We start from the raw sequence: 22,130 nt of genomic DNA on the forward strand, positions 1-22,130 counted from the left end.
CCATGTTCGATAGAATCCTGGCTTTATTCGTACTGGCGTTGGTATTGGGCGTGCCCCTGGGCTTGATCTTCCTGATCACCGGGCAATTCCTGATGGACTTCGTGTTTTTCTACCCGCTGTTCATGTCGGCGCTGTGGATCGCCGGCGGCTTGTACTTCTGGATGCACTGGGAACGCCACTGGCCGTGGGAAGACGACACGCCGGCACCGACCCTGGCCGGCAACCCGCTGATCTCGATCATCATCCCTTGCTACAACGAAGGCGATAACGCCGCCGAGACCATTCATGCGGCGCTGGGCCAGTTGTACCCGAACATTGAAGTGATCGCCGTCAACGACGGCTCCAAAGACAACACGGCGGCGGTGCTCGATGCCTTGGCCTTGGAGCATCCGCGCCTGCGGGTGCTGCACCTGGCGCACAACCAGGGCAAGGCGGTGGCCTTGCGCATGGGCGCCGTGGCGGCGCGCAGCGAGTACCTGGTGTGCATCGACGGCGATGCGCTGCTCGACAAAAACGCGGCGGCTTACCTGGTGGCGCCGATGCTCGACAACCCGCGCCTGGGCGCCGTGACCGGCAACCCACGCATCCGCACGCGCTCGACCTTGATCGGCCGCGTGCAGGTGGGTGAGTTCTCTTCGATCATCGGCTTGATCAAGCGCACCCAGCGCGTGTTCGGGCGGATCTTCACGGTGTCCGGTGTGGTGGTGGCGTTCCGTAAAAAGGCGCTCGACCGCGTCGACTACTGGAGCACCGACATGATCACCGAAGACATCGATGTCAGTTGGAAGCTGCAACTCGATCACTGGAGCATCTTCTACGAGCCGCGCGGCCTGTGCTGGATCCTTATGCCCGAAACCGTCGGTGGCCTGTGGAAACAGCGCCTGCGCTGGGCCCAGGGTGGCGCCGAAGTGCTGTTCAAGAACATCCGAGGCATCTGGCAATGGCGGCATCGCTACCTGTGGCCGCTGCTGTTCGAATACTGCCTGTCCACCGGCTGGGCCTTCACCTTCCTGTTGTCGGTGATCTTCTGGGGGCTGGGCAAATTCATGGTCTTGCCCCAAGCGATTGCGGTGGACTCCCTGGTGCCGCCGGCGTTTACCGGGCTGGTGCTGGCGATGGTGTGCCTGGTGCAGTTTGCCGTGAGCATCCTGATCGACCGGCGCTACGAAAAGGACCTGTGGAAAACCCTGTTCTGGACCGTGTGGTACCCGATGGTGTTCTGGCTGGTCAGCTTGTTCACCACGCTGGTCAGTTTTCCCAAGGTGTTGTTCAAGCAGCATCAGAAGCGTGCGCGCTGGGTCAGCCCGGATCGCGGAATCAAACCTGTCAATAAGGACGCGAGATCATGAAACTGGTCCGAACTCGTCAAAACCCGGTGATGTGGGTTATCGATGTGGTGTTGACCCTGCTGGCCTGGGCCGGGCTGATTTGGTTGTTGGCGCGCGGCATTACGTCGATGCTGGACAGCCATGGTGGCCCGCGCCTGGAAGCGCCGATTTTCGCGGCGCTCAACACCCTGCAGATCTACCTGTGGATCGCCCTGTTCAACGCGGTGATCCTGATCAGTTGGGCGCGTTACCAGCAACGCAAGGGACGCAAGTTCGCCCAGCGCCGCGCCGAGGCCAATGCGCTCAGTGATAAGAACCTCAGTGAGAGCTTCAAGCTGGACGAGGGGGAACTGGAGCAACTGCGCAGGCCCGGTGTGCTGGTCATCCACAACGACGAGCACGGCGGCGTCGAGGACGTGAAGTCGCATGTCTCGCGCGACGTGGAACGCCCGCCGCTGACCCTGGTGCCCGGCCAGGAAAAAGGCAAGGACGTCGGCTGAAGGTCAAACCAAGCCGCTCTTTGTGGTCGCTGTGGAGCCCCGACGAGGCTCTACAGCGCCTCCAGCGGTTCTGCAGCATCAGGCTTGCCGCTCGTCGCCAATCGGCTTGCCCTGCAATGTCGATAAATGAGCCCTGGTTCACAAAACGCCTGCGAACTTTTCCGTCTTTCCCGGTACTAACCTAACTCGGCAATAACTTGATGGCCAAGTAGTGGCAATTAATAAGTTATTCGCTGAATCAACATCAAAATAGTTGCCGTTTGTCGGAATAATACTTCCGGTGAGCGCTTTCTTATCTGTTTTGATTATTTTTATGGTTATAAATCAGTGTGTTGCAAAACTATCTAGAACTTGCGTGCAACTGATCCAGTTCCTTGGATCAGCCGAAGTTCGATGTTAGTTTGCCGCGCCTTGATTTTCGACGGATCGAACATGTCTTTGTTATTGCCACGGACTCGGTATCTTCTGTGTACTTTGCTGCTCGCCTGGTTAAGCCTGAACAGCGCCACGGCCGCCCCCACGCCGGGCGATCAGGACCTGATCCGCGACCGCCAGAACCGCCTGCTCGACGAGCAGCGCCGGCGCCTCGACGAGCTCAAGGACCTGCCCGGCAAAGAAGCCAAGCCCCAGGCCCCGGCCACGCCCGCCGACAGCCGTTGCTTCCCGATCCGGGACATCACGCTCAAAGGCGCCGACAGCCTGCCCGCCACCGACCGCCAGCGCCTGCTCAAACCCTATGTCGGCCAGTGCCTGGGCGTGTCGCAGCTCAATGAACTGCTCAAGGTCATCACCGATTACTACATCGACAAAGGCCGGGTCACCAGCCGCGCCTACTTGCCGCAGCAAGACCTTTCCAGCGGCCACCTCCAGGTGTTGGTGGTCGAAGGCAAACTCGAAGGACTCAAAGGTGCCCAAGGCAGCAGCGTGACCGATCGCGAGCTGGCCATGGCCTTTCCCGGCAAGGTCGGCGAGGCGCTCAACCTGCGCGAAGTCGAGCAACTGGTGGACCAGCTCAACCGCCTGCCCTCCAAGCAGGCGCAAATGGAACTGACCCCCGGCACCCAAGTGGGCGGCAGTGACGTCGTGGTCAAGAACACCCCGCAAAAGCCCTGGCGCGCCAGCCTGTCGCGCAACAACGACGGGCAGAAAAGCACCGGCGAACAGCAATGGGGCGCCGGCCTGGAGTGGGACAGCCCGCTCGGCCTGGCCGACCAACTGGTGCTGCGCGGCGGCCACGATGCCGTCAGCGACCACCAGAAAACCTCGAAAAACAGCATGCTCTACTACAACGTGCCGTGGGGCTGGTGGAACTTCAGTTACACCTACAACGAGAGCGACTACCGCACCTTTGGCGTGACCAACGACTACAAATTCAAGCAGAACGGCGACAACCAGAATCACCAGTTGCGCGCCGAGCGGGTGGTCCATCGTGACGATGTGAGCAAGACATCGCTGAACGTCGGCGTGGCGCACCTGCGCACCAACAACTACATCCTCGATACCCGTACCGCCTCGAGCAGCAACCGCCTCAGCGAATTGCAACTGGGCTTCAACCACGGGCGCCGCATCGGCAGCGGGTTCGTCAACGTTGACCTGGGCATGCAGAACGGCATCGGCTTGCTTGATGCCCAGGCCCAGGACGAGCGCGATGACGCAGGCAATCGGCAGCCCAACGCGCGCTATCGCAAATACACCGCCACCGCCAGCTTCCTGCAGCCGTTCACGCTGTGGGGCGAGTCGTTCAGTTTTTCCAGCCTGGCCACCGGCCAACGCAGTGAAGACATCCTGTTCAGTCCGCAGCGCATCAGCCTCGGCGGCTCGGCCTCGGTGCGCGGCTTCAAAGACCAGCAACTGAGCGGCGACAGCGGCGCCTACTGGCGCAACGACGTGCGCTGGGCGCGCCCGGTGACGCTCGATTGGCTGCGCCCGGCCTTTGCCGAATACGGCGCCAGCGTCGGCTACGACCAAGGTGTGATCAGCCACGGTCGCTACAACGACGACGTGCACGGTCGGGTCTCGAGCAACTCCCTGGAGCTGTTCGCCCGGGGCAAACACGTCAGCGCCAGCGTGACGTTTGCCCATTCTCTGGAACGCCCGGCAGTGATGAGCGAGCGCGAAGCGCCGATCTACTTCCGCATGGATTTCTTCCTGTAATTCAACGCCCCGTTACATCGAGAATTTGAAAATGGATGTTCGCCAATTTGCCTTCCTGGCCCGCCAACCTTCTGCCGCCCTGAAGCCGCGCGACGCGTTCTTCGGCCTGCCCAAGCGCGGGCTGGCCTTGATCCTCGCCAACGCGCTGTTCTGGCAGCCACTGCTGGCCCAGGCCGAGGGCATCGTGGTCAGCGCGCCCGGCACCAGCGTCGGCGCCGCGGGCAATGGCGTGCCGGTGGTGAACATCGCCACACCGAACGGCAGTGGCCTGTCGCACAACCAGTTCAAGGACTACAACGTCGGCCCCAACGGCGTGATCCTCAACAACGCCAGCGGCGCGGTGACCAACACCCAACTGGGCGGCTACATCGTCGGCAACCCCAACCTCAAGGGCGGCGCGGCCAGCGTCATCCTCAACGAAGTCAACGGCGGCAACCCCAGCCAGTTGCGTGGCTACACCGAAGTAGCGGGGCAGTCAGCCAAGGTCATCGTCGCCAACCCCTACGGCATCAGTTGCAACGGCTGCGGCTTCATCAACACCCCCAACGCCACCCTGACCACCGGCAAACCCGTCATCGATCCGACCGGTCAACTGAAGAGCTACCAGGTCGACGGCGGCGCCGTGACCATTGACGGCCAGGGCCTGAACGCGAGCAACGTCGACCGCTTCGAAATCATCACCCGCTCGGCCAAGATCAATGCGCAGATCAATGCGCGCCAGCTCACCGTGATTGCCGGTCGCAATGACGTGGATGCACAAACGTTGAACGCCACCGCACGCGCCGATGACGGCAGCGCCAAGCCTGAGTTGGCAATCGACTCCAGCGCCTTGGGCGGCATGTACGCCGGGGCGATCAAACTGGTCGGCACCGAAGCCGGTGTGGGCGTGAAGCTCGACGGTACGTTGGCGGCCAGTGGTGGTGATATTCAATTGGACGCCAATGGGCGTTTGAGCATGGCGCAGGCAGCGGCCACCGGTAACGTCACGGTCAACGCGCAGAATATCGACCTCACCGATAGGGTCTACGCCACCGGCAACGTGCAAGTGACCAGCGCCCAGGCGTTGGTCAACCAGAAGAGTGTGGCGGCCGGTCAGCGTATCGAAATCAATGCGACGACAGTGACCAACCCCGGCATCATCGAAGCCGGCGTCGCCCCCGACAACAGCCGCAATGCCACCGGCGACCTGGTGGTCAACGCGCAAACTGTCAACACCACCGGCAACCTGCTGGCCAGCCGCACATTAGCGATCACTGTCGCGCAAACGCTGACCAATCAGGACGGCGTCATTCAGGGTAAAACCGTCAGCATCGATGCGGCCAAGTTGGTCAACCAAGGCAAAGCGGCACGGGTGTATGGCGTACAAAGCCTGGCGATCAATGCGCCGGCCATCGTCAACCTGGGCGGTTTGCTCCGCTTCGGTGAAGGCCAGGCGGCGACTCTCGACAGCGCGTCCCTGGACAACCGTCAGGGCCGTATCGAAATGGCCGGTGGCAGCCTGGTGCTGAGCAGCGCCGCACTGAACAACAGTGCAGGCAAGATCGTTGCCAGCGACTTGACGGTCAACGCAGGCAACCTCAATAACCAGAGCAGCCTGCTCGTCGCCAACACCGTGACAGTGACAGCCGACACGCTCGACAACAGCAACGGCACACTGGCCAGCCAACTCGGCAACCTGAAGCTGACCGTTAAAGCCCTGACCAACCGTGGCGGCAAACTGTTCGGCAAAGAATTGTTAACCTTCGACGGTGCCACCCTCGATAACAGCGCCAATGGCCAGATCAGCGGCAACCGACTGGACCTGACGGCTCGCGACACGCTCACCAACCGTGGTGGCCTGATCGAAGCCAGCCAGGGTCTGGCCCTCGGCGGCGGCAATCTCGACAACAGCGCAGGCGGACAAGTACGCAGCCTGGCTGGCACCAGCAGCAGCCTCGACTTCAGCGGCCAGGTGAACAACCAAAAGGGCATTCTTGAGTTCGGTAGCCAGGCCTTCAGCCTCGATGCCGGGCACTTGAACAACCAAGCCGGCCAATTGCAGCACGCCGGTAGCGGCCTGTTCCGCGTCAAAACCGCCAGCCTCAGCGGCAGCCAAGGCGACATCAATGGCCTGGGCACCGCCGACTGGTCCTTCGGCAAAGTTGATGGCCTGGGGCGCGTGCAACTCAATGAAGTCCTGACCTACAAAAGCACTCAGAACCTGACCCTCAAGGCCGGCGATCGCATGGCCAGCGGCAAGGGCCTGATCCTCGACGTAGCCAGCCTCGACAATGGCGGCGAACTGCTCAGCGACGGTGACCTGAACATCACGCTCAGCGGCGACATGACCAACAATGGCCGAGTATCGGCGCTGCAAAAGCTCACCGTGCAGGCCAATAACCTCAGCCAGAACGGCGGGCGCCTGGCGGGCACCACCACGCAATTGAAACTCAGCGGCACCCTCGACAGCCTCGGCTACCTGACTGCACGCCAGCAGTTGGATATCGCCGCGCTGCAGATCAACAACCGCGGCACCCTCGGCGCCCAGGGGCCGGTGAACCTCACGGCCGTCAACGGCATCAGCAATGGCGCGGATTCGCTGCTGTTCAGCGGTGCCGACCTGACCTTGCGCGGCAACGGCTTCAGTAACGTTTATGGCGACGTCTACACCCAGGGCAACCTGACGTTCGCCGCGCGCGATGGTGGTCAGGCGGGAGTGTTCAGCAACCTGTCGGGCACGGTTGAAGCCGAAGGCTCTATCGGCATCAACGCCGCATTCGTGGAAAACGCCAAGGCCGTGTTCGAGCTGGGGCGGACCGTGACCACCGGGAGTGTGTACTGGCAATGCGGCCAGCACTGCGACGGGGACTACTCGTACAAGCGCGGCGAGATACGCATCAACCAGACCTTCCTCGAATCCGCGCTCAAGGACTCGGCGCCCGCGCGCCTGGTCGCCGGCAAAGACATGCTGATCCAGGGCGACAACGTCCAGAACCGCTACAGCCTGCTGGCCGCCAACGGCAACCTCGGCATCGTCGCGAATAACCTGCTCAACCAAGGCGCGGGCACCCGCACTGGGCAGAACAGCATCGTTATCGGCACTCCGCGAAGAATTGACAAACATTACTGGGACCACGTTGAGTACGTCGAAGTCCCCGCGTTCAGCGCCGCCGTTGCTGCCGGTCACTTCGACCTGGCGACGTTTGAAGCGCTCAAGGCGCGCTCCAGTGACTCGCGTTTTGCCGAGGCGAGTAACGTCACTACCTGGACCGTAAAAGATGCGCTTGTCTACAACGCCACCCTGCAAGCCGGTGGCACCGTCGACCTGTCCAAAGTTGTCAACACCGTGCAAAACGGCACGCTGCTGGAAAACCAGAAAGCGCAACTGACCGGCACCCTCGACAACGACCAGACCGGCATCCCCGTCGGCGGCATTAACATCAGCCTCAGCCAGCAGGCCAGTGCCCCTGGCTCGGCGTTCACCCCAGTCGATCCGACCACCTCGCCGTATTTCCAACTGCCCAAGGGCGAGTACGGCCTGTTCGTCAAAAACGCCGACCCTACCAGCCACTACCTGATCGAAACCAACCCCCAGTTTGCCAGCCTCTCGGGCTTCTTCAGCTCCGACTACATGCTCGACAAACTCGGCTTCAGCGCCGACACCGCCTGGCGCCGCCTCGGTGATGGCCAATACGAAACCCGCCTGATCCGCGACGCCGTGCTCGCGCAAACCGGCCAACGCTTCCTCACCAGTGCCTTGAGCAGCGACGCCGACCAATTCCGCTACCTGATGGACAACGCGCTGGCCAGCAAAGACGCCCTGCGCCTGAGCCTCGGTGTGACCCTCACTAGCCAGCAAGTCGGCGCACTGACCCACGACATCGTGTGGATGGAAAATCGCGTGATCGACGGCCAGAGCGTCCTCGTGCCGGTGCTCTACCTGGCCCAGGCCGAGTCACGCAATGTACGCGGCAGCAGCCTGATCCAGGGCCGCGACCTCAACCTGGTCACCGGCGGCGACCTGCTCAACGTCGGCACCCTGCGCGCCAGCAACAACCTCTCCGCCGCCGCCGGTGGCAGTCTTTATAACGGTGGCCTGATCGAAGCGGGCAACAACCTGACCTTGCTGGCCCAAGACAGCATCCGCAACGCCATGGCCGGTGAAATTCGCGGCACCCAAGTCAACCTCGCCGCCCTCAAAGGCGACATCACCAACGACACCACCGCGATTCAAGTGCGCGACGGCACCGGCATGCGCACCCTCACCGACAACGGCACTAGCACCATCACTGCCCGCGACAACCTGGTGATGGAGGCCGGTCGTGACCTCATCAATCGCGGCGCGCTTGCAGGCGGCAACGACGTCACCCTCACCGCTGGCCGCGACCTCAGCCTGCTGCCCGTCAGCGATACCCGCGTGAAGCACGAATTCAGCGACGGCGGGCACAAATCCAGCATCACCACCGACGTGAAAAACCTCGCCGCCAGCGTTACGGCGGGGGGCAATCTGAATATGAAGGCTGGGCAGGATGTAAACATCATCGGTAGCACGGCCACCGCTGGCAAAGACATCAATGTCGACGTCGGGCGCGATTTCAACGTGGTGTCGGTCAGCGATGTGCACAGTGTTGACGGTAAGGAAAAACACGGCAAAAAACGCATCAAAACGATGGATGAGCAGACCACCCAAGTGGCCAGTGTGTTGACCGCGGGTGGGGATTTCAGAAGTCAGGCCGGGCGTGATACGACGCTGGTGGCGAGCAAGATCAGTGCGGGGAATGAAGCGTATTTGTACAGCGGGGAGCGGATGAATCTGCTGGCGGCTGAGAACAGTACGCATACCTTGTATGACATGAAGGAGAAGGGAAGCTGGGGCGCTAAAAAGGCGCAGATGGACGAAGTAACCCGCACGACTCAAGTAGGCACCGAGATCAAGGCGGGCGGAAACCTCACTCTGAAAAGTGATGGCGACCAGTTGTACCAAGTCGCCAAGCTCAACAGCGGCAAGGACATCATTCTCGATAGCAGCGGTGCGATCGTCTTTGAAGGAGTCAAGGACCTGCACGATGAGAGCCACACCAAGAGCAAAAGCGACCTCTCGTGGTTCAGCGCCAAAGGTAAAGGCAATACCGATGAAACCCTGCGTCAGAGCGAGCTGGTTGCTCAAGGGCAGCTTGTTATCAAGGCCGCCGAAGGCATTCGCATCGATGTCAAACAGGTTGATCAGCAGACCGTAAGCCAGACCGTAGATGCGATGGTAAAGGCTGATCCCAATCTGGCTTGGCTGAAGCAAGCTGAGGCGCGTGGCGACATTGATTGGCGCCAGGTGAAGGAGATTCACGAGAGCTTCAAGTACGACAACTCGGGACTGGGTGCCGGTGCCAAGATTGCGATTGCGATCATGATGGCGGCGATTATGGGCCCGGCTGGTTTTGGTCTAGGTGGCTGGCAACTGGCGGTCGCTACGAGCTTCTCTACTACGGGTGTTACCAGCACCATTAACAACAAAGGCAACCTCGGCAGGGCTTTGAAGGAAACCGTTAGTACCGACAGTCTTAAAAGCGCGGCGGTTGCTGGTTTTACGGCGGGTGCTCTGGAGTATGCCGACACTAATTGGTTCGCTGGTGCCGACAAAGCAGGTGCAAGTACTAGCACCGTCCAAGGTGTTAACCCGAGTGCGGGCTCAACCTTGGCGGTTACTAACTCCTCCAAAGATATTTTCACCTGGACGTCAGCGGGTGATATCGCCCTGCGCACTGGAGGTCGGGCGGTAATCTCTAGCGGGATTTCTACGGCCATCCAGGGCGGAAGTTTCGGCGACAATTTCAATGCTGCCTTGCTGGGAGAGGCTGGCAACGTTGCGATGGCTACCGGTTTTAATTGGGTGGGTGACTACGTCACGTTCCCGAATGGAAGCCCTCAAAAGATCATTGCTCATGCATTGATGGGCGGATTGCTGGCGGAAGCGACCGGCAGTGATTTCAAAACCGGGGCTGCGGCGGCTGGGTTGAATGAAGCGCTCATCAATCAATTAACTTGGGCCGCCCAAGGCAATAAAGACATCACTTTGATGCTTTCACAACTGACTGGGTTGTTAGCAGCGGCAGCGGTTGATGGTGATTTAGAGAAAGGCTCTCAGATTGCCCAGAAGGCGACGACGTTTAACTACCTTTACCACAAAGAAGTCGAGGAGATGCTTCGGGAGGTTGACAGCAAAAGTACGGAACAAGAGAAAAGGGCGGTTAGGGAGCGGTATGCGGCCCTTGATCAGCAGAGAAATGACGAATTGGATGCGCTCTGCGCGCGCGATCCGCAACGCTGCAGGGCTATTGCTATCTCGTTGGCGAACGATGATCAGAAACTCGTCGATCTGGTAGGTAAGCTTAGGTCCCAGGGGCAGGGCGGTGCTGCTTCTGCTGTAGGTTTTGTGATAGGGAGCAACCTAGACGCTTCCAGCAAAATTGCTGCAGATATCAGCTCTGCTGGCGGTGGGGTGTTGGTTAAGCTCGGGGCGGAGGCTATCAAGGCTGGAGTTGGAGTAACATTACCCTCGCGCTCTGGAGCAGGGAAAGGGAAGGGTAGTCAGGGTGAAGCTGCGGGTCCTGATGTACCGCAGGGTGCAAAAGCTACTGGCGGTGCTGCAGAAAAGGTAGATGATGTTGTAGCTCCATCGTCTAAACCTGAATGGTTGCAACGGCTTGATGCGGGTAATGAGTTTAATAAGTTACAGTCTAAAAACTACCCGAATAACGAAGTTTATATTCAGCGACCTGACGGGAATGGCTATTATCGTGTTGATTCGTATAATCCCATAAAAAGCGAAATCGTCTCTCGTAAATTGACACAGCTTTCTGAGGTTTCAGAGGCGACAGCAAAGAGCTACATAAGTGAGGCCATTACGAAATACCCTTCTGGCGCGACCATTGCGAAAGTTCCATCTAGTGGGTCTTTGGGTGGTCAAAAATTGCAAGGTGCTGTTATTCTGGAGGTTCCTCCACAGAATGGAGTAATTCCAAAAGCCATCTTGGACTCTGCCAATAAAGCAGGGGTTTTAATTAGAGATACTAATGGGAAGGTGTATTGATGGGGCTGCCTATTTATTATTGTAAGTCTTGGTTTCGGATGAAGAAGTTTGCGATAGAGCCTATGGATGAATCTCTGGCACATTCTAGGCATCTCTCGGGTGAGTCATATACGGCTCTCATTGGGTCGGACTCTGCGCCATCTTGCTTTGTTGAGTTCTCCATAGATAAAGGAATGGTTGGTGTCGGTTTTTTAGATAAAAAATGTCGTGAGTATCTGACCTACCAATTTCAAGTAACAGATGCGGATAACTTATTTTTGACTATGGCGACTCATCGTGAGTTTGAAGGGGATGGAGACGAGGTCATAGGTGGGGAGTCCTACATTTTCAATGAGGAAGGCGGCCTTGTTATTAGGCGAGAAAAATTTAATCCTCATGAGATTGAAGAGGCTAGATCAAGTTTCGAACCGTCTCGAAATTATGAAAAACTTCCCAAGTTTGGTTGTTACTCTGATGTAACAAAAGCTGATAGATGAAACAGGCAGGTAAGTTTCATTATAAATTTTAAGGGGGCTAAGTTGATCTGGCACCGGCCTTGCGCCGGTGTTTTTGCACCCTATCTGCACCCTTTTTGCCGCCTTCTTGCATCCTATTTGCATCCTTTCTGCAGTCAAGTTGCATCCCTTTTGCACCCGCCCTGCTGGCGGTGGGGTGTTGGTTAAGCTCGGAGCGGAGGCTATCAAGGCTGGAGTTGGAGTAACATTACCCTCGCGCTCTGGAGCAGGGAAAGGGAAGGGTAGTCAGGGTGAAGCTGCGGGTCCTGATGTACCGCAGGGTGCAAAAGAAGTAGCAGGTACAACTGCGACGAGCGGGACGAAAGTTGCTGCAACGGAAGGAACGTTTCCAGACGAGGTATTTACCGGGAAGAAACCGCACCAGACGACTCCTGGAATAGGGAGTGTGACACAGGAGAGGTACAACCCCGCGACTGGAAAACTGGAAGAATCTGTGATCGAGTACGACCAGTATGGCCGGCAGGTTAAAAGAACGGATTACACTAATCACGGATATGGAAACCAAGAAAAGCCTGCGGAATATCATTCCGACCCCCACACGCATACCTATGAATATGGTCCAGGCTATGGCTCCAATGGGAAAGAGACGAGGATCAATAATGATTAGTCTTCCAGAATTGAATGAATTGCTTGTTGCTCACAACTGCCTGCATGCGATTAGTATTCAGCTGAATGTTGACGGGATGGCTTATGATTTATCCTTATCGATCTCGGCCTCTGAAAAGGTAGGGGCTGATGTGGTGAGTATCAGATTCATTGATATTAGCCAATTTACGTGCCGTGATTTTGGCGGCGGATTAACTCAGCTGATGCACATGAACGTTAATAAGCTGGATTCTGGCTTCGATAGGATGCGTTATCAACTGAGTGATCTTGAGGATAAAAAGTTGTCGTTTTACTTCTCATCATTCTCGCTTGATTAGCTGGTGCAAAAGGCGCAGGTGAGGTTGCCTCTATAGGCGGAAAGACCTGGGAAATAGGGGGCAGACCACGTTTTGCATTTATGGAGTTTTTGTGACTATTGTTCAGTCCTTTAAAAAGAGAGTTATCCGAGGAGTGGTATGTCGTCCGAAGGCTGTTTTTTCTTAGTCTTATAATGGTGGTCTGACCCCTATTTCTCCCACCTGGAGTATTAGGCTTGGAGCCGGGTTCGGCATCATCTAAGGCTATACAGAATTACTTTCCTAGCACAAAAAACGGTTCCGTTGAGTTTGTTTTTGATCCTAAAACGAATACTTTCGCTGTCGGTAAGCCGACCAATAACCTCGGAGGCTCTCCTCATCAACAGTTGGCAGAGACAATAAAGTCCGATGGGTCGACTCTAGTTGGTGGTATGTTTCGGCGAGGGCCCAACGGGGAGGTAATCACTAATGAGTTTAGTGGGCACTACTGGAAGAACTGGACGCCTGAGGTCAGAGCTAAATTTGAGCAGACTCTTAAGCAGTACGATCTCAATGTCAAACATCATCCTGGAATGTAATTTATGACTGGCTCTGAAAAAACTATCTTGGGTAGCGATTTCATAATTTGCAGAGATGAGTCTGGTCGCTGGAAGCTTGTAAGTAATGAAGTTACACTTCCTCTAGTTAATTCGTCAGACTTTAGGCGGATTATCTCATTGCTTGAGACGCCTATTGAAAGTGTTAAAGAGGTGTTAGGTCTCGACTTTCCCTACATGAGTGTGGCAGAGATAGGGCTGAAGCACGACTCTGACTATTGGATAAAACTCGCCATTTCTTGGATCGCGCACAGTTCGGCCCAAGAAGCCTCTTCCTTTGTGGACGATCTGAAAAAATTGTCAACAGATAAGGCTGTCTCACAAAGTAATCGGCACTTGGCAAGAAAGGAATTAAAGCGCCTTCTTAATAGTTAGTTGGTGCAAAAGCTACTGTCTCTAAAAATCCCAATGCAACTAGTGCGCTGACTGACTCAGAGGCAGGCACGCTGGTTGAAAGGAATGTTTTGGAGGCGAGTCCCAAAGTAATAAATCAAGCCGAACCAGAAGTTCTTGCAAAGGTTAATAACGGACGCAGCCCATATTCTGAGTTAAACGGCGCAATTGGGGAGGCTCGTGGCTGGAGTCAGGCTATTGAATCGGGGCAAACACCAATTTCCGGACCTGGGAAAGCGTCACCCCCAGGTGCAGATTACATTACGTATGATCCATCATCGCGATCTGTGATCGTCTGGGACGCCAAGTATCGTGCTCCTGGCGGAAGCTATCCGACTTCCTTGCCAGGTTCAAAGTTACAGGCCTGGCAGTCAGAGATCATAAACTCCGTTAAAAATATGCCGGAGGGATCGGCCAAAGCAGCCGCAGAGAGTGCGCTTAAGGCTGGCAGGGTCGAAGGCCGAATATTCAAATGGCCACAATAGGCTTGAGGTATTTAAGATGAAAGAATGGTCATCGCTGTGCAAGTCAAAGGTTGGGGACGCCGTTGATGTACGGGAGCAATGCGTTATCGCTATGGACGACGGTGCATACAAAATTTCAGACGATCAGTATTTTTTAGCTGACGCTTTTTCTGATGAGGGAGAGGAAAAACTTCGTTTGCTATCCCTCTACTGGGCCTGCAGTGAGCCTGCATTTAGAAGAGCCTACTACAGGGATGTTGAAAATGATGACATGGCCGTATGCCGGCCGCCGCCTGAATTGCTTCCAGTTGGGGCGGGGGGGACCTATAGTCAGATAAAAAATGCTCTTAGCTCTCTTGGTTCTGACAAGTTTATGGAGTACGCCTCTTATCGTGTTATGTCTGATGGTGCATTTGTTCATAAGGGCTTAGAAAGCTCATTGGCTGTTTATTATTTTCGCTTGCATGATATTGTTGATGATGAGCTGCCTTACGCGATACTGTGGAAGCTTTCTAGTGTGTGATTTAATGAGAAACAACGTCCTGTTGCCGGGTTGAAGCAAAAGAGATAGGCGCTCATGCAAAAGTCGATTATTCAAGTATTGAAAATCCGCCAAATGTTGGTCCCGGTAAAGAATTCACTTTGCGGCAAAAACAAGAGGCATTGGAGTTGAATAAAGCAGCCAACGACGGTGTAGTCAAATCCGATGCCAGTGGTACTGTGTTAGTCAAACCACAAAAAAGCCAGCGCGGCGTAACTCCAGATCCTAACGGGTGGCAGTTTGACCATGTAAAGCCAAAAAATTGTGATGGTACAAATTGCAGCTCAAATATTCAGATTCTATCTCGACAAGAGAATAGAGCCAAATCTGACAAATAGGTGCTACTAGATGAATAATTCGATTCTAAATATAAATGAACTGCCTGCAGTTGATCGTGTTAAACATGTGGCTCAGGGGTTGGCGTTGTTGGATGCCATAATTATGCCCGAGTGGGAGTATAGATACTTCTCATTCAACTGTAATTGGGATGGAGCGGGGAAAGAAATGATGGCCTCAATGAGGGACGGATCCGGGGCTGAGTATTTTTTGCACTTTACCGATGCAGGTGTTGCAGGGAAAGTTATATGTGGTTCTCCTTTGCCTAATGTGTCTGAATGTTTGAATGCTATGCCCGAGGCGTTTCAGCAATTTAAAGTTGAGCCAGCGTTCTCTACGGATAATGCTAGTCTGTTTTTTTGGCGAGGTGTCAAGCAGCCATCGTGGTGTGCGTCGCCGGATGGGCTGAAAGAGTATCCACTGCTAGGTTTTTTTGTGGGAGGTATTGCAGCTTATAAGAGTTTAGTTGAGAACTATTATGAGAAAAGCATCGATGCAACCGTACTTGAAGAGGTATTCGCGTCGCTAGATGTGACTGCGGACCAGCTAGTGATACTTAATCCTGATATAGAGCTTGGTGATTTAGTCGATGACTTTCAAGAGATTTTAGGTCGTGAATTTTAACTTCATCTTGATGGCGTGGTGCAAAAGCACATGCTGACGCTCCCAATACACCTAGATTTATTGCGGATCCTGCCGGTAACATTATTGATTTAAATTATACCAAGGGACTCAGGGAAACGAATGTGACGGTCACGGGAGCTCGTGGTGGTGTTCAGTATCCATTGCAAGGACAAATCCCCGATTCTTATGCGAATCTTGGAAATGGACATGTAGTTGTCTACGGTCCTGAGGGGCGTGCACTATATTCAGCGGGTCAAGGGTGTGCACCATGAATGTCAAAACATTCCCAGCTATGAAAGTTTTTTTCATGTTCTTACTTTGCCCATTTTTCGCAGGGTTAATCATAGGACCTATTTTTCTGATCATCATGTTTGTAGATTTATTTAGTGATGCTCGGCTGCTAGGACAAGTCAGAGGTGGGGAGGCGTTTTCTATTCTGCTGACGGCCCCTATTCTTGGAGATATAATATTTTTTATTCCTTCGCTTGTATTTGCATCCTGTATTACGTTGCTTAGGCCGGCCAACAGCTTTAAAATTTGCAGGATTATTTCAATCTATGGGGGCGCGACTGCGTCATTATGGATGTTTATGGCGGACTACTACTTGCTTCGTAATAGTTCGGGTTACAATTTTTTGGACAGCTATGTTCCTGTGTCAATTGCTTTTGTAGTTGGTTTGTTAGTTACTGGCGGAATAGCATATTGGACCTTGCCGAAAAATTCTCATGGGAAATAGGGGGCAGACCACGGTTTGTATTTAAGGCGCTTTCGTGGCTATTGTTCTGTTCTTTAAAAAGAGAGTTATCCGAGGAATGGTGTGTCGTCCGAAGGCTGTTTTTTCTTAGTCTTATAATGGTGGTCTGACCCCTATTTCTCTTTAATGGTGGGGCCTGGAGTTGATTATCTGCACAAACCGGGGCGGCACTAAGGCCGCCCGATTTTATTCAGGTTGGATCGGCATTGAGCCTGCGGCTGATCACATCCAACAAATCGCACCCATCGCGCAGCGGAATCGCCAGTAGATGGGCAAAGTCTTGCAGCACCACGGCATCGCTGCTGAGCTGTTCGCGAAAGGCTAGGTTTTCCAGCAGTTGGGTGACGGCTTGGATGCGGTGCACGGCGGCGTCGTGGAGGACGTCGAGGGGGGCTTGGGTGTCGATGAGCAGTGCGGGGACGGTGCAGTCGTGGCCGGTCAGGGGCATGTAACGGTTCATAATTGGCACTCTGTTAAGTGGTTGAGGCCACCACTCAATCGTCGCCAAACGAATGGGTGGCAGCTGTACGCAGGTTGGCGAACCGGCAACAGAGTAAACCGGCAGACCCGGGGGTCTCCCGCGCACAGCCGCCATAAAAGGTACGACTTTGCGGGTGCAAAAACACCTGCATGAAAGCGGATTGCTTTTGCACTCTGTTGTCAGGTCGCCAAACCTGATCGCCATTTGGGCGACGGCCGGACTATAAGCCCCTCACCCAAAACAGCGCAAGGCATCAGAGTGATGGCACAATGCCTTATGCAATGCCATCCGCTGCCGACATACTGGTGATGCCCAGACGCATCAAAAATCTGAACCGGCCTTCGCCGGCGTTTTCGAATCCGCCCCACCGCTACCCACAAGGAAGAAATACATGATCAAGTTGTTCTGCAAAGGCGCTGTCGTTGTGTCCCTGGCCACGCTGTTTGGCTGTTCTTCGACCCCGTCGGTGGAGAAGATGCAGGCTGACGTGGCGAGCTATTCGCTGCCCAAGGCTGCCGTGGCCGATAAGGGCCTGGTGTATGTCGTGCGCCCTAGCAACGTCGGGATGCTGGTACGGTTCAACGTGTTCCTGGATGACAAGGAAGCCGACTCGGAGATGGGTTACAACCGCGGTAACCAGTACATCTATTTTTTCGTGACGCCGGGCAAGCACGTGATCAGCTCCAAGGCTGAAAACTGGGCGGACATGCCAATCAACGTCAAGGCCGGTGAGGTGGTTTACCTCAAGCAGGAAGTCGAAATGGGCTTTGCCGTGGCGCGCAACAGCCTCAAAGTGCTGAGCGATCTGGAAGGCCGTTATCTGGTCAAGGATGCGTCCTTGGGCACCGTGGCAAAAGAAAGCAAGTAAGTTAAAAGCGCTTAAGGCGGCCGAGCTCGGAGCCCGGCCGTTGTCGCTGTTCATCCGCCCTGCACACTTAGCTTGATAAGGGGCTGACACGCGACTCTTCAACCCTCGTTGACTGACACGCGACCTAAGTCGGAGTGGCACCGTATGGACGCAAATCCCCCGCTAAACGCCCGACCCTTCCGGCCCGCAATTGTTTAGACCCAAGGAAGCTCTTCAATGAAAATACATCGTTTGTTTATCTCGCTCACTGCTCTGGCGACCTGCACCAGCAGCTTCGCCGCGGCGCCTGCCCTGCAAAGTTTTCTCGCCTGCGACCAGAACTCCCTGGCGGTGGTAAGCCAGCCGGGGCTCAAGGAACGTGTCGCCCATAAGGTGGAGAACGGCAAGATCACGCTCAGCGGCGGCACAAAATCCGATATGGGCCAGCGCTGGATGTTCGACACGCCACTGACGCTTGACGGTATGACCTTGACCGGCTTTTTCGCCGAAGACCAGGACCTGATGGGCTCGCGCATCATCAACTGGGGTTTCTACACCGAGCAGGCGCCCGACGCGCTTTACGCACAACTGAGTAAAGTACCGGGTACGGGGTTGGAGAAAGCCAACGGTATCTACGCGCGTGCGCAGATCTGGTCGCAGAAGCAATCAGCCTGGGTACCGGAGGGCGGCGATGACAACGCGGGCAAGCTGGTCACCGATACGGCCGAACGCATCTTGATGGTCGAGCCCGCACCCAGTGACCTGGCCAAGACCAGCAATGGCATGATCACCTGCTCGGTTCAGGGCGCGGTGAGCGCCGCGATGCTCAAGATCACTCGACCTGACCTGATCAAGTGAACTGAGGCCGGCAACGATACCGCGGGCATGCTGAATGCCTGCGGTGTTCTCTGGTTTTTCGCGAGCAAGCTCGCTCCTACAGAGGGCGGGGTTACAGCAACTTGCGTTGCACCGCTTCATCCAGCGTGCTGCGCGTCAACGCCTCGACCACTTCCCGCGTGTCCGCCTGGAACGGGATGCCCACGATCAGCACCAGGTGCATCCAGGTGCGTACCGACTCACTCTTTTTGACGCGCCCGAGTTCTTTGCCGTCTTTGTCCTTGAACACGGTTTCCAGGGTGAAGGTGTTCTTCGCCGTGGACGGGATGATGAAGAACGTCACGCCAGTGATGATCGCCGAGGCCATGTTGAACTGTTCGTTGTTGTACAGGGTGGCGTCGGCGTAGATGTCCGAGTCGACCTTGTCGGTGCTCACCCGCGAGAAGCGGTTGGACTGGCGAAACGAATCCGCCACGGCCTTTTCCCACAACGCCGCCGGAGCGCCGGCTGCAGTGTTGCCCGGGCCGCTGTTGACCTGGCGGAGCGCGGTGGTGCGCACGAACGCGGTGGGTTTTTGCGCCGGTGCGTTGGCGGTCGGCGGCCAGGTTTGCACGGGCGGCAGTTCGTGTTGCGAGTAAGACACGCAACCTGTCAGCAAGATGGCCGCGAGGACCAGGCTGTGTTTGATCAATCCGTTCATGTGTCGCTCCTTGAAATTACGGTTTGGCCAGCTTGGCGGTGGCGCTGTCGAGCAGTTGCGCGACCAGTTCGTTCAGTTGCTTGGCGCCCATGGTTGGGGCCCAGTATTCACGACCGTAGAGGCCGACGTTGCGCTCGAACTTGACCTCGTGTTTGGCGCTCGCCAGTTGCTTGCCTTCGCGATCGACGATCACCAGGTCGCCGGCCACGTCGAAGGTGTCGACGTAGATCGGGCCGTTGACCCAGATCCAGACCGTCAGCGTCAGCAAGGCGCCGGGGACATAGCCCGGGTGGATGCCACGGTGGCCCTTGAGGGAGGTCATGTTGAACTTGAGCGACACGTCCTGCTCGCCCAGGCGCACAGGGTATTCGGTGACCTGCTTGAAGTAGCCCGCAGTACTTACGTACTGATTGAGCTGGGCGGTGAGCGAGCGGCTGATCGCGGTCTTGTTGGCGTCGTTGACGTCGGCGGCGCTCACCGTCACATCGGCGACTTGTGCGCTGCGTGGGCTGGTGACGGCGGCAGGGTGGAGCGGGGCGCCAATGGGGCCGGTGACGGTGTAGGACACACAACCGGTCATCGACAGAGCGGCGATCAGGGTCGCTGCTCGGAAGAGGTTTTTCAACACGCAATATCCCTATTAATAAGTGAGCCAAGTCACTGTCTCGACCGACTGGCCGAAAACTTGAGGAATGTGCGTCACCGCACGCGCTCCGACGAAACACCTTGAGAACCCCTCTCAACCCCGTAAAATGCCGCAGCCGTTGCGACACGACATGTTCAGGGATGAAGTCAGTTACGCACGTGTTCTTGCCTTTGCGCAGGCCAGCCTGCTCCCCTCCCTGAAACTGCCGCCCTTGGCCCGACGCCTTCGACCTCGAAGGAGTGGGTATCGCCTCGTGCCCGGTTTTTCGCTACACCGAGCTCTGCTGATTTCCTCACTTTAGGAGCAACATGTGAAAACACTGTCCCAAATCCTGCTCTCCGGCCTTGCCGCTGCAGCGCTGCTGACCGTGGCCGGTTGCGCCACGGAGAGCAACCGCGCGATGCCGGTGGAACAAGTCGCCAGCGCCAACATCGCTTATTCCGGCGTGCGCGTGCCGATTGCCGTGGGCAAGTTCGATAACCGCTCCAGCTACATGCGCGGCATCTTCTCCGACGGCGTCGACCGTCTCGGCGGGCAGGCCAAGACCATCCTGATCACCCACTTGCAGCAGACCAACCGCTTCAGCGTGCTGGACCGCGACAACATGGGCGAAATCTCCCAGGAAGCCGCGATCAAAGGCACCGTGCAGAAGCTCAAGGGCGCTGATTACGTGGTGACCGGCGATGTGACCGAGTTCGGCCGCAAAGAAACCGGCGACCGCCAGTTGTTCGGCATTCTCGGCCGTGGCAAGACGCAAGTGGCTTACGCCAAAGTCGCGCTGAATATCGTCAACATCAGCACCTCCGAAGTGGTGTATTCCACCCAGGGCGCCGGCGAGTACGCGCTGTCCAACCGTGAAGTGATCGGCTTCGGCGGCACCGCCAGCTACGACTCCACCCTCAATGGCAAGGTGCTCGACCTGGCCATGCGCGAAGCGATCAACCGCTTGGTCGACGGCATCAACGCCGGCGCCTGGAACCCGCGCAACTGATCAGCAACACCTCAAGGAGCAATACACGGATGAGCAAGGCAGTGAAGTTGGCGCTGATGCTGACAGCAATCGCGACGGTCGCCGGGTGCCAGACGGCGCCTCAACCCCTGTATCAATGGGAAAGCTACCAGCCGCAGGTTTACGAGTACTTCAAGGGCGAGCCCAAGGAAGCGCAGGTCGAGGCCCTGGAGCGCGATCTGCAGAAGATCAACGCCAGTGGCCGCAAAGCGCCGCCGGGTTACCACGCCCACCTGGGCATGCTGTACCTGAGCATGGGCAAGGATGACCAGATGGTGCAGGAGTTCCGCACCGAGAAGGCGCTGTTCCCCGAGTCCGCCGCGTACATGGACTTTTTGCTGAAAAACGCCAAGACCGGAGTCGCCACTAAATGAGCCTATTGAAACTCACCGGCGCCTTGCTCGCCCTGGCCCTGCTCGGCGGTTGCGCTGCACCCAAGACCATTGATTACACGGCGTACAAACAGGCGCGGCCGAAGTCGATCCTGGTGCTGCCGCCGATCAATGAATCGCCGGAAGTGCAGGCGTCCTACAGCATGGTCTCGCAGGTGACCTACCCGTTGGCCGAAGCCGGCTACTACGTGCTGCCGATCGCCCTGGTGGACGAAACCTTCCGCCAGAACGGCCTGACCACCGCCAACGATATCCAGGGCGTGGCGCCGGCCAAACTGCATGACATCTTCGGTGCGGATGCGGCGCTGTACATCACTGTCAGTGAGTACGGTACCCAGTACATGCTGATCTCCAGCAACACCACGGTGACCGCCTCGGCCAAACTGGTGGACCTGCGCACCGGCACCACCCTGTGGACCGGCTCGGCGCGCGCATCCAGCGAGGAAGGCAACAACAACAACGGCGGCGGCCTGGTGGGCATGCTGATCACGGCGGCGGTCAAGCAAGTGATCAACAGCTCCACCGACGCGGCGCATCCGATCGCGGGCATCACCAGTGCGCGCCTGCTCTCGGCAGGACAGCGCACGGGGCTGCTGTACGGTCCGCGTAACCCGAAGTACGGCACGGACTGATATCACCGAAGATCAAATGTGGGGGGGGGGATTGCTCCCGATGGCGGTGGGTCAGGCACCTGATGCAGTGGCTGACAGTTGGCAATCGGGGGCAAGCCCCCTCCCACATTGATCGAGGTGTTATCTAAACCAGGATTCAGGCGGGGCAGTGCACTGGGCTGAGTTAACCGTCTCGATTTTGGCTCCACCAAAGATCAAATGTGGGAGGGAGCTTGCTCCCGATGGCGGTGGGTCAGGCACCTGATGCAGTGGCTGACAGTTGGCAAGCCCCCTCCCACATTGATCGAGGTGTTATCTGAACCAGGATTCAGGCGGGGCAGCGCGCCGGGCTGAGTTAACCGTCTCGATTTTGGCTCTACCAAAGATCAAATGTGGGAGGGAGCTTGCTCCCGATGGCGGTGGGTCAGGCACCTGAT

The 22,130-nt window shown here is 56.6% G+C and carries 20 protein-coding genes; 17 read left to right on the top strand and 3 right to left on the bottom strand.

Features of this window, described 5'->3' with window-relative positions:
- The first annotated feature begins 2 nt into the window (after nt 1-2).
- The 12 genes from pgaC to J2Y83_RS00270 all read left to right on the top strand — a co-directional run bounded on the left by pgaC (nt 3) and on the right by J2Y83_RS00270 (nt 16,152).
- Nucleotides 3-1,349, top strand: a complete 1,347-nt coding sequence (pgaC, locus tag J2Y83_RS00220; RefSeq protein WP_253392462.1) for a poly-beta-1,6-N-acetyl-D-glucosamine synthase — start codon at nt 3-5, stop codon at nt 1,347-1,349.
- Complete coding sequence (gene pgaD, locus J2Y83_RS00225; protein WP_253392463.1) at nt 1,346-1,828, top strand: poly-beta-1,6-N-acetyl-D-glucosamine biosynthesis protein PgaD; 483 nt, start codon at nt 1,346-1,348, stop codon at nt 1,826-1,828. Before pgaC ends, pgaD begins: the two co-directional genes overlap by 4 nt.
- A gap of 432 nt (nt 1,829-2,260) precedes the next feature.
- The gene (locus J2Y83_RS00230) at nt 2,261-3,982 is read left to right on the top strand and encodes a ShlB/FhaC/HecB family hemolysin secretion/activation protein (protein WP_253392465.1); all 1,722 of its coding nucleotides are present in this window, start codon (nt 2,261-2,263) and stop codon (nt 3,980-3,982) included.
- A gap of 31 nt (nt 3,983-4,013) precedes the next feature.
- The gene (locus J2Y83_RS00235) at nt 4,014-11,045 is read left to right on the top strand and encodes a two-partner secretion domain-containing protein (protein ID WP_253392467.1); all 7,032 of its coding nucleotides are present in this window, start codon (nt 4,014-4,016) and stop codon (nt 11,043-11,045) included.
- Entirely contained in the window at nt 11,045-11,521 is a 477-nt protein-coding gene (locus J2Y83_RS00240) for a lytic transglycosylase (protein WP_253392469.1), read from the top strand. Before J2Y83_RS00235 ends, J2Y83_RS00240 begins: the two co-directional genes overlap by 1 nt.
- A 175-nt stretch (nt 11,522-11,696) precedes the next feature.
- A complete protein-coding gene (locus J2Y83_RS00245) occupies nt 11,697-12,167 on the top strand; it encodes a hypothetical protein (RefSeq protein WP_253392471.1) in 471 nt (156 codons plus the stop codon).
- Nucleotides 12,160-12,483 carry a hypothetical protein gene (locus tag J2Y83_RS00250; protein WP_253392479.1) on the top strand — a complete coding sequence of 108 codons (324 nt, stop codon included), beginning with the start codon at nt 12,160-12,162 and terminating at the stop codon, nt 12,481-12,483. Before J2Y83_RS00245 ends, J2Y83_RS00250 begins: the two co-directional genes overlap by 8 nt.
- A 215-nt stretch (nt 12,484-12,698) precedes the next feature.
- Entirely contained in the window at nt 12,699-13,040 is a 342-nt protein-coding gene (locus tag J2Y83_RS29665) for a polymorphic toxin type 43 domain-containing protein (RefSeq protein WP_367399733.1), read from the top strand.
- A gap of 3 nt (nt 13,041-13,043) precedes the next feature.
- Complete coding sequence (locus tag J2Y83_RS00255) at nt 13,044-13,433, top strand: hypothetical protein (protein WP_253392481.1); 390 nt, start codon at nt 13,044-13,046, stop codon at nt 13,431-13,433.
- Nucleotides 13,434-13,952: 519 nt separating this feature from the next.
- Complete coding sequence (locus J2Y83_RS00260) at nt 13,953-14,438, top strand: hypothetical protein (protein WP_253392483.1); 486 nt, start codon at nt 13,953-13,955, stop codon at nt 14,436-14,438.
- A 366-nt stretch (nt 14,439-14,804) separates the two neighbouring features.
- Nucleotides 14,805-15,416: a hypothetical protein gene (locus tag J2Y83_RS00265; RefSeq protein ID WP_108526168.1), complete on the top strand. Its 612-nt coding sequence runs from the start codon at nt 14,805-14,807 to the stop codon at nt 15,414-15,416.
- A gap of 268 nt (nt 15,417-15,684) precedes the next feature.
- Complete coding sequence (locus J2Y83_RS00270) at nt 15,685-16,152, top strand: hypothetical protein (protein WP_253392485.1); 468 nt, start codon at nt 15,685-15,687, stop codon at nt 16,150-16,152.
- 208 nt (nt 16,153-16,360) lie between these two features.
- Here J2Y83_RS00270 and J2Y83_RS00275 read toward each other — a convergent pair whose 3' ends face one another.
- Nucleotides 16,361-16,618 (bottom strand): hypothetical protein, encoded by a 258-nt coding sequence (locus J2Y83_RS00275; protein ID WP_046488837.1) that lies wholly within the window; start codon nt 16,616-16,618, stop codon nt 16,361-16,363.
- Between the two features lie 508 nt (nt 16,619-17,126).
- Between J2Y83_RS00275 and J2Y83_RS00280 the strand changes: the two genes are divergently transcribed.
- Complete coding sequence (locus J2Y83_RS00280; protein ID WP_173677843.1) at nt 17,127-17,519, top strand: DUF2846 domain-containing protein; 393 nt, start codon at nt 17,127-17,129, stop codon at nt 17,517-17,519.
- Nucleotides 17,520-17,735: 216 nt separating this feature from the next.
- Nucleotides 17,736-18,356 (top strand): hypothetical protein, encoded by a 621-nt coding sequence (locus J2Y83_RS00285; RefSeq protein ID WP_253392486.1) that lies wholly within the window; start codon nt 17,736-17,738, stop codon nt 18,354-18,356.
- A gap of 91 nt (nt 18,357-18,447) precedes the next feature.
- Here the strand turns inward: J2Y83_RS00285 and J2Y83_RS00290 are convergent, their stop codons facing one another.
- A complete protein-coding gene (locus tag J2Y83_RS00290; protein ID WP_253392488.1) occupies nt 18,448-19,035 on the bottom strand; it encodes a hypothetical protein in 588 nt (195 codons plus the stop codon).
- Between the two features lie 16 nt (nt 19,036-19,051).
- Nucleotides 19,052-19,663, bottom strand: coding sequence for a hypothetical protein (locus J2Y83_RS00295; protein ID WP_253392490.1), 612 nt, complete (start codon nt 19,661-19,663; stop codon nt 19,052-19,054).
- Nucleotides 19,664-19,991: 328 nt separating this feature from the next.
- Here J2Y83_RS00295 and J2Y83_RS00300 point away from each other — a divergent pair, with 328 nt between their 5' ends.
- The 3 genes from J2Y83_RS00300 to J2Y83_RS00310 are packed head-to-tail and all read left to right on the top strand — an operon-like array spanning nt 19,992 to nt 21,714.
- On the top strand, nt 19,992-20,672 hold the full coding sequence (locus tag J2Y83_RS00300; protein ID WP_247401792.1) for a CsgG/HfaB family protein: 681 nt from the start codon (nt 19,992-19,994) through the stop codon (nt 20,670-20,672).
- Between the two features lie 29 nt (nt 20,673-20,701).
- Entirely contained in the window at nt 20,702-21,064 is a 363-nt protein-coding gene (locus J2Y83_RS00305; RefSeq protein ID WP_017848623.1) for a DUF4810 domain-containing protein, read from the top strand.
- Nucleotides 21,061-21,714: a DUF799 domain-containing protein gene (locus J2Y83_RS00310; protein WP_247401790.1), complete on the top strand. Its 654-nt coding sequence runs from the start codon at nt 21,061-21,063 to the stop codon at nt 21,712-21,714. The genes J2Y83_RS00305 and J2Y83_RS00310 overlap by 4 nt, the downstream gene beginning before the upstream one ends.
- Nucleotides 21,715-22,130 lie beyond the last annotated feature (416 nt).

This window comes from Pseudomonas marginalis, assembly GCF_024169655.1.
In the GTDB taxonomy this organism is placed as follows: Bacteria; Pseudomonadota; Gammaproteobacteria; order Pseudomonadales; family Pseudomonadaceae; genus Aquipseudomonas; species Aquipseudomonas paraveronii.